Source organism: Deltaproteobacteria bacterium (genome assembly GCA_011773515.1).
Lineage (GTDB): Bacteria > Desulfobacterota > Deferrimicrobia > J040 > J040 > WVXK01.
Genome location: WVXK01000016.1, coordinates 18107 through 33208 on the forward strand (window position 1 = coordinate 18107; position 15102 = coordinate 33208).

Sequence of the window (15102 nt, forward strand, 5' to 3'; positions counted from 1 at the left end):
AGTTCAAGATCATATCCTTCGATGGATCGTTTCATGGAAGAACCTACGGCGCCCTTTCCGCCACGGCCCAGAAAAAGTATCATGCCGGGTTTGAGCCCATGCTGCCAGGCTTCCTCCATGTAGAAGTGGGTGACAGGCAGGCATTTAAAAGGGCGCTGGAGGAGGGTGTTTGCGCGATTATCTTTGAGCCGATTCAGGGTGAGGGCGGAGTCAGGCCCTTTGATGCCGACTATCTGCGTTTTGTCTGTGAGAAGGCAGGCGAGAGAGACGTGCTCGTAATCTGCGATGAGATTCAGACGGGGATAGGCAGAACGGGCAGGTTCTATTCTTTCGAGCATTACGGGGTCGTGCCCCACATCATAACCCTGGCAAAGGGCATTGCGAACGGGCTTCCCCTGGGTGCAATGATTGTCAGGGATGATGTTGCCGCTTCTTTGGCGCCGGGGACCCATGGCTCGACCTTCGGGGGAAACCCCGTTTCATGTGCCGCTGCCGTCGAGGTGATAAAGAGGGTGACCGACCCTTCGTTTCTAAAAAGGGTATCGGCAATGGGCGAGTATCTTCAAAAAGGTCTCCATGATCTTTCCGCGCGGATTCCCGTTATAAGCGAGGTAAGGGGTTTGGGGCTGATGCAGGCGCTGGTTCTCTCCGTGGCGGGGAAGGAGTTCGTCTCCCGATGCCTGGATATGGGGCTCATCATCAACTGCACAGAGGAGAGGGTGCTGCGGTTCCTCCCTCCCCTGATCGTTGATGAAGGTCATATCGACGAAGCCGTCTCGATATTGCAGAAGGTATTGTCGGGAGAGCAGAGATGAAGAAGGATATCCTGAAAATCTCCGATTTGAATCGGGATGATATCGTCTCCCTCGTCACGAGAGCGGTGGAGCTGAAGAAAATGCAGGGAGGGGGGGAACAGTACCGTCCTCTCGTGGGAAAGACCCTGGCCATGATATTCCAGAAATCGTCAACGAGGACACGGGTGTCTTTTGAGGTGGGGATGACCCAGCTTGGCGGAAACGCCCTGTTTCTCAGCCCTCAGGACACGCAGATTGGAAGGGGCGAATTGATAAAGGACACTGCCAGGGTGCTGTCGAGATATGTGGACGGCATCTTGATAAGGACATTTTCACAGGATGAGGTGGAGGAGCTGGCGTACCATTCATCCGTCCCCGTCATCAACGGGCTGTCAGATTTACATCATCCCTGTCAGATACTCGGAGACCTCATGACGGCGCACGAGCGCGGCAAGGACCTCTTCCACATGAAGGTCTGCTATCTCGGCGATGGCAACAATGTGGCCAACTCGTGGGTTGAAGCGGCGGCGTTAATCGGATTCAGGCTGGTCGTTGCCTGTCCAAAAGGGTATGAGCCCCATCACTCCGTTCTCGATTTTGCTGGGCAAAACGAATCGGTTTCTATCGAGCGGGATCCGATCAGAGGCGTTGAGAATGCCGATATCCTCTACACGGACGTGTGGATCAGCATGGGCCAGGAAGATGAGGTCGCCAAAAGAGAGGATGATTTTTCGCGCTTCCAGCTAAACAGCGCGGTCGTGGATGCAGCCGATCCGGCGGCGATTGTGATGCACTGCCTCCCCGCTTACCGGGGAAAGGAAATAACCGACGAGGTGATGGAGGGGGAGAAGTCCGTGGTCTTTGACCAGGCGGAAAACCGCCTCCATATTCAGAAAGCGCTGCTGGAGAGGGTATTGGCGTAAGCCGGTCCAACCCGGTTGTCCCGGCTTCACCGGGAAGGTGATCGGGGAGCGCATAATCGGGGAATGAGGGCTGTTTTCTCGCCTGCTCACAAAGGTATCGGGAGGTGTCCATGGATCAGGTCAGGAAGGTTGTGCTTGCATATTCTGGAGGCCTTGACACATCGGTGATCTTGCGATGGCTTCTGGAAACCTATCGATGCGAGGTCATCGCATTCGTGGCAGACCTCGGTCAGGGCGAGGAACTCGATGGAGTGGAGGAGAAAGCGCTGAAAACGGGCGCATCGAAGGTGTACGTGGAGGACGTGCGGGAGGAGTTCGTGAGGGATTATGTCTTTCCCGCCCTGAAAGCGAACGCCGTCTACGAATCCTACTATCTTCTGGGCACATCCCTTGCCAGGCCCCTCATCGCAAAAAAACAGATAGAGATCGCGAGAAAGGAGGGTGCCGATGCTGTATCCCACGGGGCTACGGGGAAGGGGAACGACCAGGTGAGGTTCGAGCTGGCCTATTACGCCCTCGAGCCCAGGATACGGGTCATCGCTCCCTGGAGGGAGTGGAACTTGAGGTCACGGACCGACCTCATCCGCTATGCCGAAAGCTATTCCATCCCCATCCCGGTTACGCAGGAAAAACCCTATTCCTCCGACAGGAATCTTATGCATGTGAGCTTTGAGGGGGGAATTCTTGAAGACCCGGAGAAAGAGCCGCCGGAGGATATGTACATCATGACTGTTTCACCCCAGAAAGCCCCCGATGCCCCCCAGGAGGTTTCGATAGAATTTGATGCGGGGGTACCCGTGGGCGTTGATGGGGAAAGAAGAAAGCCCCACGAGATCCTGGCATATCTGAACGAGCTCGGCGGGAAGCATGGAATCGGAAGGGCCGATGTCGTCGAGAACCGGTACGTGGGAATGAAGTCGAGGGGGGTGTACGAAACACCGGGCGGAACCATACTGTTTCACGGGCACAAACACCTCGAGTCGATCACCCTGGACAGGGAGGTGATGCACCTCAGGGATTCCCTCGTCACGAGATTTTCAGAGCTCATCTACAACGGCTACTGGTTCTCCCCCGAAATGGACGTCATGAGGACACTCGTAGATCAAACACAGGGGGATGTCACCGGATCGGTGAGGCTGAAACTGTACAAGGGGAACGTCATCGTCTGCGGCAGGAGATCTCCAAACTCCCTCTACAGAGCGGATTATGCCACATTCGAGGAGGAGGAGGTATACGACCAGAAGGATGCGGAAGGGTTTATCAAGATAAACTCGCTCAGGCTCAAGATCAGAAAATCGTAGGAAAGAGGTCCTCATGTCACGGAAATTCTGGGATGGAAGATTTTCGGGAAAAACGAGCAGGTTTCTCGAGGAGTTTACCGCCTCGATCCAGAGCGATGTCAGGATGTATCGGGAGGATATCGAAGGAAGCATTGCTCATGTGAAAATGCTCGGACGGCAGGGTATCATCGCTGCAAAGGAGGCAAGGGCGATAGAGAGGGGCCTTCGTGAAATACTGAAGGAGTTCTCAGAAGGGAAAATAGAGGTCGACCCGTCCTCCGAGGATATTCATATGTATGTGGAAAGGGCGCTCCACGACAAAATTGGAGAGGTGGCGGGAAAGCTTCATACCGCCCGGTCGAGAAACGACCAGGTCGCGACTGACCTGAGGCTTTTTCTTGCAAGGGTTACCGATGAAATCGTGAATCTCGTCGAGGGGCTTCAATTGAAGCTGGCGGAGACGGGGTACAGATACCGCTCCGTCATAATGCCCGCATATACTCATCTTCAGAGGGCCCAGCCCGTCCTCTTTGCACACCACCTCCTCGCGTATTACGAGATGCTTGCCCGGGACAGGGAGCGGTTCTTCCAGGCCAAGGAGAGAATCCTCACGCTGCCCCTTGGCTCTGCCGCCTGCACCGGCACGAGCTTCAACATCGACAGGGACTACGTGAGAAGGGAGCTCGGCTTTCGCAAGATAACCGAAAACAGCGTCGACGCCGTATCGGACAGAGACTTTGTGCTCGAGTTTCTCTTTACCTGTTCGGTCCTCATGATGCACCTCTCCCGCCTCTGTGAGGAGATTGTGATCTGGTCGAGCAGCGAGTTCGGCTTCATTGAGCTGCCCGATGATCTCTGCACGGGGTCATCCATAATGCCTCAAAAGAAAAATCCCGACATGGCTGAACTCGTGCGGGGCAAGACGGGAAGGGTCTACGGCAGCCTCGTTTCCCTTTTGACGGTCATGAAGGGCCTGCCGCTATCTTACAACCGTGACCTCCAGGAGGACAAGCCCCCCCTGTTCGATACCATAGACACCGTTTCCGCCTCGCTCAGGGCGGTTGCATTGATGGTTGCCGGTATGAAACCGAAGGAGGAGAAACTCTCAGGTGCCCTCGTGGACGGATACCCGACGGCAACGGACCTTGCAGACTACCTCACGGGAAAGGGGGTCCCCTTCAGAAAGGCACACGGTTTGACGGGGAAAATTGTCGCTTACTGCCTGAAGGAGGGAAAGGCTCTGGAAGAGGTATCGCTCGAGGAGTTGAGGAGGTTTTCCGAGGAAATCGGAAGTGATGTATTTTTGCACCTCTCGCCGAGGCAATCAGTGGCAAGCAAGAACGTGCCGGGGGGAACGGCGCCAGGGCGCGTTTCGCGGCAGCTCAGGAAAGCTTTGAGGAAAAAGAGATGAACAAGAGGGTTATAATATACCTTTCGATCATCCTCCTTCTCGGAATCTACGCCACAGGGTGCGGAAGGAAGGGAGAGCCAAGGCCCCTCTGGCCGGACAGCACGGTGCGGGACACTATCCATATCGGAGGGTATTGATGGATTTTTTCGAGTACAAGAGAAACAGGCTGTATTGCGAGGATATCCCCGTTTCTAAGATCGTCCGCGACGTGGGGACTCCCGCGTATATTTACAGCCTTGCGACACTGAGAAGGCATTTTGACGTTTTTGACAGAGCTTTCGATGACGTTCCTCACTTTGTCTGCTACTCGGTCAAGGCCAACTCCAACATATCGATCATAAAGGTTTTTGCCGATATGGGGGGTGGTGTGGACATCGTCTCGGGCGGTGAGCTTTACCGGAGCCTGAAAGCAGGAGTCAAGCCGTCGAAGATCGTCTATTCCGGTGTTGGCAAGAAAGACTGGGAGATAGTGCTCTCCCTCGAGAAGAAAATTCTCATGTTCAACGTGGAATCGTGGGATGAACTGAAAAATATCAACGCAATAGCCGCAAGGATGAAGGTGAAGGCACCCGTTGCGCTCAGGGTCAATCCGGATGTGGACCCGAAGACCCATCCCTACATAGCCACAGGCTTGCGTCAGAGCAAATTCGGAATAGACATAGACGAATCGCTCAAGCTTTACAAGAGGGCCAAAAAGCTCAAAAACATCGAGATCATCGGTATCGATTGCCACATCGGCTCGCAGCTGACCGATGTCACGCCCTTTGTTGCCACCGTGGAGATCATAGCGGGGTTTGCAAAGAAGCTGGGAAAGGCCGGGATTGACATCCGGTACATCGACATCGGAGGCGGCCTGGGGATTACCTACCGGGATGAACGACCGCCGGATCCTGCCGAGTATGCAGGGGCAATCCTTTCTGCCATAGGCGATCTCGGCGTTACCCTCATACTCGAACCGGGAAGGGTCCTTACCGGGAATGCCGGAATACTCGTAACCGAGGTGCTCTACACCAAGGAGACGAGGGAGAAGAACTTTTTCATCGTCGATGCGGCGATGAACGATCTCCAGAGGCCGTCCCTTTACGGCTCATACCACGAGATCGTGCCCCTTGCGCGGGGGGATCGGAAAACGACCGTGGCAGACGTGGTGGGCCCCATCTGTGAATCCGGTGACTTTCTCGCCAGGGATAGGGAGATGCCGGCTCTAAGAAGGGGTGACCTGCTTGCCGTGTTCTCTTCTGGGGCCTATGGTTTTGTCATGGCTTCGAACTACAATTCGAGGCCGAAGGCGGTAGAGGTGCTCGTGGATGGGGCTTCTTACGAGGTAATCAGGGAGCGGGAGACACTCAAGGATATCGTCCGGGGTGAGCGGATATCCTCTTTTTTGAAAGGGAGATAAGAGGGAGTGTTGGTAAACTCGCCCGGCATCTGATATCCTTTTTAATTTTTAGAAAGGCAGAAGGCCCCAGAGGTAACATGAACATCCCTTTTACGAAGATGAATGGTTCGGGGAATGACTTTATCCTCATTGACGGGAGGACCGGACTGCTGGACGGGATGGACAGGGCCGAGTTTTCAAGGAAAGTCTGCAGACGCAGGGAAGCCGTCGGTGCCGATGGGGTAATCGTCATCGAATCTTCCGACAGGGCAGATTTTTCCTGGGATTTCTACAACTCAGACGGAAGCGTAGCCGAGATGTGCGGAAATGGCGCCAGGTGCGCTGCCCGCTTTGCGCATATGAAGAGGATCTCGGGGAGGGAGATGAAATTCGAGACACTCGCGGGGATCATATCGGCCAGGGTTTACGGATCCATCGTCAAGGTAAAACTGACAGACCCCTTTGATTTCGTCAAGATGGGGACGCTCAAAGTTGATGGAAACAATTATCGGTTCAGCTTTATCAACACGGGTGTTCCCCACACGGTTCTCGTTGCCGCTGACCTTCAAAGGGCCGATGTGGAGGGCCTGGGGAGAAAGATACGGTTTCACCGGAGGTTCAAAAGTGCCGGCACGAACGTGAACTTCATAGAGGTGAAAGAGGGCGTCGTCCACGTGAGGACCTACGAGAGGGGGGTCGAGGGGGAGACCCTCGCCTGTGGCACCGGTTCCGTTGCCTGCGGGATCGTGGCATACCACCTCGGGTTGACCGAGACTCCCGTCCGGGTTCAATCGAAAAGCGGAGATAAACTCGACGTTGATTTCATACCTCTCAGTGAGGGAGCCCGGAACGTGTACCTGACAGGAACGACAGCGCTGGTGTGCGAGGGAAAAATCAAGAAAGAGGCCTTAACCTAAGGAAAAAGGGGGAAGCTATGTTCCAAGGAACAATCGTAGCGACAGTAACGCCGTTTAAGAAGGGGAGGGTGGATTTTCCGGCCCTGAGGAAATTGATAAACAGGCAGATACAGAGTGGGACCGACGGTATCGTTCCCTGCGGCACAACGGGAGAGTCAGCGACGCTCTCCTACGATGAGCACAAGAAAGTGATAGAGGAGACGGTGAAGGCGGTGAAGAAGCGGGTACCGGTCATCGCGGGAACAGGGTCCAATAACACGGATGAAGCCATCATGCTGACGAAACATGCGAAGAAAGTGGGTGCGGATGGTGCGCTGGTCATCACCCCCTATTACAACAAGCCAACCCAGGAAGGGATGTTCCAGCACTACAAGAAGGTGGCGGATGCAGCCCGGATACCGATCATTATGTACAACGTTCCGTCCCGCACCGGCGTCAACATGCTGCCCGAAACGGTTGCACGCCTTGCAAAGGTGAAACACATCGTCGGTATCAAAGAGGCGTCGGGGGACCTGAATCAGGTCTGCGAAATCATAAGAACGACTCCTTCGTCCTTTTCCGTCCTCTCGGGGGATGATTTTCTTTTCTACCCCATGCTGTGCATGGGAGGCAAAGGGGTTATCTCCGTCACCTCAAACGTCGTTCCGGAAGAGATGGCGGGTATTTACGATGCCTTTGTCGCCGGGGACATGGAAAAGGCGAAAAGGATCCATTACCGCCTCATGCCGCTGTATGCGAGCCTCTTCGTGGAGACAAACCCGATACCCGCAAAAGCCGCTCTGGGGATGATGAGGATCATCCAGCCTGACGTAAGGTTGCCCCTGACCCCTATTTCGGCGGGCGGCAAAAAGGTGGTTGCAGGGGTGCTCAAGGCTCTCAAAATTCAATAGGTCGGAGGGACTGATGATAAAGGTTCTCGTTGCAGGGGCTGCCGGGAAGATGGGCAGGGTTTTATCAAGGGTGATCCTGAATGAGTGCGACGACATGCAGATCGTCGGTGCCCTGGAGGCAGACTCGTCCGGATACCTGGGGCAGGATGCAGGGAGCCTCGCCGGGACGATCCCGGCCCATGTCTCCGTTACCTCCGACTTCCCGGAAGCTGCACGCGGCGCTTCTGTCATGGTCGACTTTACCGAGGCGGGTGCTTCCGTGGCAAATGTGCGGGCAGCGGCAGAATCCGGTCTGGCGGTCGTGGTGGGCACAACAGGATTTACTGCTGGACAGAAATCCGAAATCGAAGGATATGGAAAGAAGATTCCTCTTGTCCTGGCTCCCAACATGAGCGTGGGGGTCAACCTGCTTTTCAAGGTGGTCAGGGATGTTGCGAAAGTCCTGGGGAGGGACTACGATGTGGAGATGTTCGAGGTTCACCACCGGTTCAAGAAGGATGCCCCCTCGGGAACGGCCGTTCGGCTGGGGGAAATAGTTGCGGACGAACTGGGTTTGACACTGGATAGGGACGGTGTCTTCGGTCGGCGGGGTATCATCGGCGAAAGGAAAAAGGACGAAATCGGTGTGATGACTTTGAGGGCGGGGGATGTGGTAGGAGAACACACGGTGATATTCGGCGGAATCGGAGAGAGAGTCGAGATCACCCACCGGGCGCACACGAGAGAGACCTTTGTGCGGGGCGCAATAAGGGCGATCCGATGGGTGATGGGAAGAGAAGCGGGGCTGTATGACATGCAGGACGTGCTCGGGATCAAGTAAGAGAGGGCACAATGAAGATACTTCGTTTCGAAAAGTTCGGAGCCTCCAAGTATGGCATTTTCGACCCCACCAGCAACCAGATACGGGAGCTTTCGGGAACTCCCTACGGGAGCATCAATTTAGCCGATCCGACTCACAGGATAGAAGATGTGAAAATACTGCCGCCCACGGAAGGGGGGAAAGTCATCGGCGTTGCTTTGAACTTCCGGGACCACGCGAAAGAGCTGGGAAGGAAAATTCCCGATGAGCCCCTGATATTTTTCAAACCCAACTCTGCCCTGATTGGCCACGGCGACAATATCATTCTTCCCAAGAGCTGCGGGCGGGTCGATTATGAAGGGGAGCTTGGCGTGGTAATCGGGAGAAAGGGGAAGTCGATCCCCGAAGACGAAGCGAGAAAATACATTCTGGGATATACATGCTTCAACGATGTGACCGCGAGAGACCTGCAGGCGAAGGACACGCTCTTTGGAAGGGCCAAGGGATTCGATACCTTCGCTCCTGCAGGTCCCTGCGTGGAAACCGACATTGAGCCGGACGACCTCCCGATCAAAGTGTACGTCAACGGGAACCTGAAGCAGGATGGGTCGACGAGAAAAATGATATTCGATGTCTACACCCTCATCGCCTTTATCAGCGATATCATGACGCTTTATCCGGGTGACATGATCGCAACGGGGACGCCTCCGGGCGTGGGGGCTTTGAAACCTGACGATATCGTCGAGGTGGAAATTGAGGGCATCGGCCGGTTGGCCAACAAGGTGGCACATTTTCTGGAGACAACAGAATCATGAAGATCATAAAGAGTGGAGGTGCCGGGAATTGAGGGATCTTGCAAAGAGGGTGAAGACCCTGCCGCCCTATCTGTTTGCGGAGCTTGACAGGAAAAAGGAACTGGTAATGGAGAGCGGTGTTGATGTTATCGACCTGGGAGTCGGGGACCCCGACCTGCCCACGCCCGCTTTTATAACGGGGGCAATGGAAAAGGAGGTTAGGAAGGGCGAAAACCACCGGTACCCGTCTTACCTGGGCACAATAAAGTTCAGGACAGCTGTTTCTGACTGGTACAGGAAGAGGTTCAGGGTTTCTCTCGATCCTTTAACAGAAGCGATTGCCCTTATCGGCTCCAAAGAGGGGATTGCCCACTTTCCCCTTGCCTTTGCCGATCCCGGAGACGTGGTTCTCGTTCCCGATCCTGCCTATCCGGTCTATTCGATAGGAACGAAGTTTGCCGGGGGCAGGCCCTACGCCATGCCCCTGTTGAGCAAAAACGGATTTTTGCCCGATTACGCAGACATTCCTGAGGGGGTGAGAAAGCAGGCGAAAATCCTCTTCCTCAATTACCCGAACAATCCCACGGCCGGGGTTGCGACGAAGAAATTTTTCAGGGAAACCGTTGAGTTCGCGAGAGCCTACGATTTGATAGTGTGTCACGATGCCGCCTACACGGAAATTTTTTACGATAACTACATTCCTCCCAGTTTTCTCCAGGTTCCGGGGGCCAAGAAAGTAGGGATTGAGTTTCACTCCCTTTCCAAGACTTACAACATGGCCGGCTGGAGGCTGGGCTTCGCCGTCGGAAACAGGGACCTTGTCGGGGGCCTGGGAAAGATCAAGACAAATGTGGACTCAGGTGCCTTTACCGCAATTCAGGCGGCCAGCATTCTCGCTCTTCGCAGGGGAGACTCGAGCGTGGTGAAGCTGAGACGCATCTACGCCAGAAGGAGGGATATGCTCATCTCCGGGCTACGGGAAGCGGGGTTCGATCCTCACGTCCCCCGGGCATCGTTCTACATCTGGATGCCTGTTCCCCGGGGGATGGGGTCATCGACCTTTGCCAGCATGCTCCTGGAAAAAGCGGGAGTCGTCTGCACGCCCGGTGAGGGTTTTGGAAAACAGGGGAGAGGGTACGTGAGGTTTTCCCTCACGGTGCCGGAAAAGAGGCTGGGAGAGGCTGCCCGGCGGATCAAGACATTGCGATTGTGATCCTGTGACCTATTTTCTGATCATCGGCTCAAACTTCCGGTTCCCGGTCAGCAATGTTTTATCGGGTGTTCATGCGCTGAGCCGGTACGGAGAGGTTGAGTCCAGATCGTCACTGTATATTACCGAGCCCGTTGGCAGAAAATATCAAACGGGGTTTGTAAATGGTGCGGTAAAATATCTGAGTGATCTGAAGCCTGATAGACTCATTCGGGTCCTGAAGGAAATTGAGAAGAACATGGGCAGACGCTTTTCATCGGCCGGAATCCACCGGCCCCTGGACATAGATGTTGCCGCAGGCGAGGCGCGCATAAAGAGCGATCTGATTTCAATCCCTCACCCCGGGCTTCCGGCGAGACGCTTCATGCTTCTGCCCCTGTGTGAACTGGATCCGGGATTTCCCGGCGGGGAGGGTGGAGAAACCTTCCGGGAACTGCTGGACAGATGCCAGGATACCTCCGAGGTAGTCAGGATATGAGGAGATTTGCTGTTACGGGAGGGATAGTATTTTTCCTTGTTTTTGCAGTAGTCGGCTGCAAGGAGAAGAGCCGGCCGCCGGCAGGGCCTCCTGCGTCGGGTTTTGTCGATTTGAACAAATACAGGGAAGCGGAGACGCTCGTTAAGCTCCTGGAGAAAGATCCGAATAACAGGAGGGCCTGGATCCGGCTGGGCAATATTTACTTCGACACCGCTCAGAACGAAGAAGCGGTGGTGGCGTACAGGAAAGCGCTCGATTTCGAACCGGGGAATGCTGACGTCAGGACCGACATGGGAATCTGCCTGAGGAGGCTCGGACGGACCGACGAAGCGATCGAAGCGTTCAAGAAATCGACAGTGTCGAATCCGCGTCATTACCAGTCCAGGTACAACCTCGGCCTCACCCTCCTTCATGACAAGAATGACCTGCAGGGAGCTATCGATGCCTGGGAGGGGCTTCTCCGTGCTGTTCCCGATTTTCCGGGTAGGGAAAGGCTCGCCCTCCAGGTCGAAAACCTAAAGCAAGCCAAACCGCTGGCGGAGACGGAAAATCAGGAGCAAAGGTGAGCCGACGGTCATGAGACGGAAATTCCGATAACAAAGAGACAGGAGGCTTGGATGAAGATATTCATAGATACGGCCAATGTGGATGAGATTAAAAAGGCAAAGGACCTGGGGGTTCTCAACGGAGTGACGACAAACCCTTCCCTCATCGCAAAGGAGGGGAGAAGTTTCGACGATATCGTGAGGGAAATTTTTTCCATCGTCGATGGTCCCGTTTCCCTTGAGGTGGTGAGCGAGACCTGGGAGGCAATGGTGGAGGAGGCGAGGAATCTTGCAGCCATTCACGAAAATGCTGTCGTGAAAGCGCCGATGACCGCAGAGGGGCTGAAGGCGACGGGTATCCTTGCCAGGGAGGGGATATCGGTAAATGTGACCCTGATATTCAATCCTGTTCAAGCGCTCCTCGCTGCCAAAGCGGGAGCCCGATATGTGAGCCCGTTCATCGGAAGACTCGACGACATATCACACAGGGGCATGGAGGTGGTGGAGCAGACCATGCAAATATTTTCCAACTACGGCATTGAAACGGAAATTATTGCTGCGTCCATAAGGCATCCCCTCCACGTGCTCGATGCCGCCCTGATCGGCGCCGATATAGCGACGGTCCCCCTGAAAACGATAGAGCATTTGCTAAAACATCCTTTGACTGACATCGGTTTGGAGAAGTTTCTCTCTGACTGGAAAAAGTCAAAAGTCTAAGGGGGAAAGAGATATATAGCAAAAATAACGTTTATTTATAAATAGTTAGATGTTTCAATGCGCTTTGCCTGCGCTTTCCTCTAAAAATAAAAAATAGTTATAAAATCATTTGACAAATCACAAAAAAGCTATTATATTAGGTATTTGTCGAACAATCAGACAGGGAGGGGTTTTTTGCATGAAAAGAGACAAGTCGAACTATATCATCCAGTCAGTGGCTCATGCCCTCGATGTTCTCGAAGAGTTCAAAGGCGGCGCTGACGAGCTCGGCGTTACGGAGCTATCGAAGAAACTGAAGCTCCATAAAAATAATGTTTTCCGTATACTTGCCACGCTTGAGTCGCGGGGATACATCGAACAGAACAAGGCGACTGAAAATTACCGCCTCGGTATCAAATGCCTCGAACTCGGTCAGACCTACATCAAGCAGATGGGGCTCCTAAAACTTGCAAAATCAGTTCTCGAGGAGCTGGCAAACAAGTGCGGCGAGACTACCTACATATCCATTTTGAGAGACAACGATGTGGTGTATCTCGACTCCGTGGAGACAAAGGCGACGGTGAGGGTTGTCTCAAGGGTCGGCCTCCATCTACCGGTGTATGCCACTGCCGCGGGAAAAGCTCTCATCATGCACGAATCGGAGGATGAGCTCAAGACGCGCTTACACAGAGAATTGAAAAAACTCACCCCCAATACGGTGGACACCGTGGATGACCTTCTGCTCGAGTTGAGGAAATCTACGGAAAAAGGGTTTACGACCGACATTGAAGAGTTTGAGGTCGGCGTCTGCTGCGTGGGTGCCCCGGTGAGAGACTACACGGGAAGGATCGTGGGTGCGATTTCCCTTTCTGGCCCGGCTTCGCGAATGACGAGGGAAAAAATAGAGGATGAGATTGCCAGCCACGTGGTTAAAAAATCCGCCGAACTTTCCATGAGGCTCGGATTCAACGAATAGTCCCGTCCCGTTGATCCCCAATCAACGAAAGTAAGGGCAAAACTCTATCTCTGGTGTTGCCTCCGTAAACCATCCCCTGTTCCATTCGTTTCCGGATGCGTTCTGTCTCAAATAATCGGTGGGGAACCATATAGCCTTGACTTAATCGCCGAAAACTGATAATTTTATGAATGAATATTCATTCATTCATTGGAGTCTGATATGGCGAGAGGTCGAAAGAGGGAATATGGCAAGAGGGAAAAAATATTGCAGGGGGCATTGAAAATATTTTCAAAAAACGGATTTTATAAATCCAAGGTTTCCGATATTGCAAAGGAGGCGGGGGTTGCCGACGGGACGATTTACCTCTATTTCAAGAACAAAGACGACATCCTCATATGCATTTTTGAGGAAAAAATAGGAGAGATCATTTCGATACTCAAGGATAAGCTTGCCGGCGCGGGTAATCCCGAAGAGAAAATATGGGTGTTTGTCGACAACCACCTGAAACTCCTCGAGGAGAACCCTGACCTCGCCGAGATGCTACAGGTCGAGTTGCGGCAGTCGAACAAGTTCATGAAGGAGTACATTCCCGTCAAGTTTCTCGAATACCTCGATATACTCTCGGACATAATCACCGAGGGCGTGCAAAAGGGGGTATTTCGGAATGACATAAACCCCACCATCGCCAGGAGGATCATATTCGGGGCCCTCGATGAAATATCTCTTGCATGGGTGCTCTCGAAAAAGGGCAAATACGATATTGATGAATCGGCCCGTCAGGTTTACTCAATCGTCGTAAATGGCATGAAGAATCGCGTTCTGGATTCATAAAAGGAGGTAAGCGATGATTAGTTTTGAATTGACGGATGAGCAGAAACAGCTTCAGGATATGGCTCATAAGTTTGCGGCGAATGAAATCCGGCCCAGAGCGGCAGAGTGCGACAAAACCGGTGAGTTCCCCCATGAGATCATGGAAAAGGCCTTCGAGCTGGGACTCATGACCGATTTCATCCCGGAGGAGGAGGGCGGTCTTGGACTCGGAACGATCGAGGCGTGTATCATCTCGGAGGAAATTGCCTGGGGCTGCTCTGGTGTATACACATCCATGGAAGCGTCGGCCCTGGCGCTCATGCCCATTCTCATAGCCGGCACCAAGGAGCAGCTTGAGAGGTTTGTGGCACCTTTTTCGGAAAAACTCACATATTCCTCCTTCTGCCTCACAGAGCCCGGTGCAGGCTCGGATGTTGGCTCGGTGAAGACAACGGCGAAAAAGGATGGGGGAAACTACATTTTGAACGGGACGAAGTGCTTCATAACGAACGGCTCATACGCAAGCCAGTTTGTCGTTTTCGCTTCCACCGACAAGTCCCTCGGTCACAGGGGTCTTTCCGCATTCGTCGTGCCGCGGGATCTTCCCGGAGTGTCAACGGGTAAGAAGGAGGATAAGCTCGGGCAGCGGGCGTCGGACACGGCGGATGTTATTTTCGAAGACGTGGTGGTACCCGGGGAAAACCTCCTCTGGAACGAGGGGGATGGCTTCAAGCTCGCCATGATGACCCTCGACAGGACGCGGCCCGGCGTGTCTGCAGCCGCCGTGGGGGTTGCGAGAGCCGCTTATGAATATGCCCTGGACTATTCAAAGGAGAGGGTGCAGTTCGGGACTCCCATCGCGATGAATCAGGCAATCAACTTCATGCTCGCCGATATGCTGATCGGCATAGAGACTGCCCGGGTCATGACGTGGAAGGCGGCGTGGATGGTTGACAACGGCATGAGGAATACCACCGAATCGTCCATAGCGAAGGCGTATGCGGGCGATCTCGTCATGAGGGTTACCACCGATGCCGTCCAGATTTTCGGGGGGTACGGGTACATGAAAGACTATCCCGTTGAGAAACTCATGCGGGATGCCAAGATTTTCCAGATATACGAGGGCACGAGCCAGATCCAGCGCCTCGTCATTGCAAAGGAGATTCTCCTCAGATAAGGAAAACCGCTTTCTGCAGGGCTCAGGACAGATTTACGAAAA

Annotated in this window: 16 protein-coding genes and 1 pseudogene (1 of these 17 running past the window's edge); all 17 read left to right on the top strand. The window is 53.9% G+C overall.

The genetic code is table 11. The annotated features are described in order from the left end of the window. Nucleotides 1–815: pseudogene (locus GTN70_01860) on the top strand (acetylornithine/succinylornithine family transaminase); it begins 355 nt to the left of the window's first position. Then, nucleotides 812–1717: an ornithine carbamoyltransferase gene (gene argF / locus GTN70_01865; protein NIO15743.1), complete on the top strand. Its 906-nt coding sequence runs from the start codon at nucleotides 812–814 to the stop codon at nucleotides 1715–1717. The pseudogene GTN70_01860 and the gene argF overlap by 4 nt, the downstream one beginning before the upstream one ends. Before the next feature lie 110 nt (nucleotides 1718–1827). Further along, a complete protein-coding gene (locus tag GTN70_01870; GenBank protein NIO15744.1) occupies nucleotides 1828–3018 on the top strand; it encodes an argininosuccinate synthase in 1191 nt (396 codons plus the stop codon). Between the two features lie 13 nt (nucleotides 3019–3031). Beyond that, nucleotides 3032–4408: an argininosuccinate lyase gene (argH, locus tag GTN70_01875; GenBank protein ID NIO15745.1), complete on the top strand. Its 1377-nt coding sequence runs from the start codon at nucleotides 3032–3034 to the stop codon at nucleotides 4406–4408. Continuing rightward, nucleotides 4405–4545 carry a hypothetical protein gene (locus GTN70_01880; GenBank protein ID NIO15746.1) on the top strand — a complete coding sequence of 47 codons (141 nt, stop codon included), beginning with the start codon at nucleotides 4405–4407 and terminating at the stop codon, nucleotides 4543–4545. The genes argH and GTN70_01880 overlap by 4 nt, the downstream gene beginning before the upstream one ends. Next, nucleotides 4545–5807: a diaminopimelate decarboxylase gene (lysA, locus tag GTN70_01885; protein ID NIO15747.1), complete on the top strand. Its 1263-nt coding sequence runs from the start codon at nucleotides 4545–4547 to the stop codon at nucleotides 5805–5807. The genes GTN70_01880 and lysA overlap by 1 nt, the downstream gene beginning before the upstream one ends. Nucleotides 5808–5884: 77 nt before the next feature. After that, nucleotides 5885–6703: a diaminopimelate epimerase gene (locus GTN70_01890; protein NIO15748.1), complete on the top strand. Its 819-nt coding sequence runs from the start codon at nucleotides 5885–5887 to the stop codon at nucleotides 6701–6703. A gap of 17 nt (nucleotides 6704–6720) precedes the next feature. Continuing rightward, complete coding sequence (locus GTN70_01895; GenBank protein ID NIO15749.1) at nucleotides 6721–7593, top strand: 4-hydroxy-tetrahydrodipicolinate synthase; 873 nt, start codon at nucleotides 6721–6723, stop codon at nucleotides 7591–7593. Nucleotides 7594–7606: 13 nt separating this feature from the next. Next, the gene (locus GTN70_01900) at nucleotides 7607–8413 is read left to right on the top strand and encodes a 4-hydroxy-tetrahydrodipicolinate reductase (GenBank protein NIO15750.1); all 807 of its coding nucleotides are present in this window, start codon (nucleotides 7607–7609) and stop codon (nucleotides 8411–8413) included. 11 nt (nucleotides 8414–8424) lie between these two features. Next, nucleotides 8425–9207 carry a DUF2437 domain-containing protein gene (locus GTN70_01905; protein NIO15751.1) on the top strand — a complete coding sequence of 261 codons (783 nt, stop codon included), beginning with the start codon at nucleotides 8425–8427 and terminating at the stop codon, nucleotides 9205–9207. Nucleotides 9208–9235: 28 nt separating this feature from the next. Further along, nucleotides 9236–10399, top strand: coding sequence for an aminotransferase class I/II-fold pyridoxal phosphate-dependent enzyme (locus GTN70_01910; protein ID NIO15752.1), 1164 nt, complete (start codon nucleotides 9236–9238; stop codon nucleotides 10397–10399). Nucleotides 10400–10403: 4 nt separating this feature from the next. Continuing rightward, nucleotides 10404–10874 (top strand): 2-amino-4-hydroxy-6-hydroxymethyldihydropteridine diphosphokinase, encoded by a 471-nt coding sequence (gene folK, locus GTN70_01915; GenBank protein NIO15753.1) that lies wholly within the window; start codon nucleotides 10404–10406, stop codon nucleotides 10872–10874. Beyond that, on the top strand, nucleotides 10871–11440 hold the full coding sequence (locus GTN70_01920) for a tetratricopeptide repeat protein (protein NIO15754.1): 570 nt from the start codon (nucleotides 10871–10873) through the stop codon (nucleotides 11438–11440). Before folK ends, GTN70_01920 begins: the two co-directional genes overlap by 4 nt. 51 nt (nucleotides 11441–11491) lie before the next feature. Then, the gene (gene fsa, locus GTN70_01925) at nucleotides 11492–12136 is read left to right on the top strand and encodes a fructose-6-phosphate aldolase (GenBank protein ID NIO15755.1); all 645 of its coding nucleotides are present in this window, start codon (nucleotides 11492–11494) and stop codon (nucleotides 12134–12136) included. A gap of 178 nt (nucleotides 12137–12314) precedes the next feature. Continuing rightward, nucleotides 12315–13091 carry a helix-turn-helix domain-containing protein gene (locus GTN70_01930; protein ID NIO15756.1) on the top strand — a complete coding sequence of 259 codons (777 nt, stop codon included), beginning with the start codon at nucleotides 12315–12317 and terminating at the stop codon, nucleotides 13089–13091. Nucleotides 13092–13292: 201 nt separating this feature from the next. Further along, on the top strand, nucleotides 13293–13904 hold the full coding sequence (locus GTN70_01935) for a TetR family transcriptional regulator (GenBank protein ID NIO15757.1): 612 nt from the start codon (nucleotides 13293–13295) through the stop codon (nucleotides 13902–13904). Between the two features lie 13 nt (nucleotides 13905–13917). Next, nucleotides 13918–15060 (top strand): acyl-CoA dehydrogenase, encoded by a 1143-nt coding sequence (locus GTN70_01940; protein ID NIO15758.1) that lies wholly within the window; start codon nucleotides 13918–13920, stop codon nucleotides 15058–15060. Nucleotides 15061–15102: the final 42 nt, after the last annotated feature.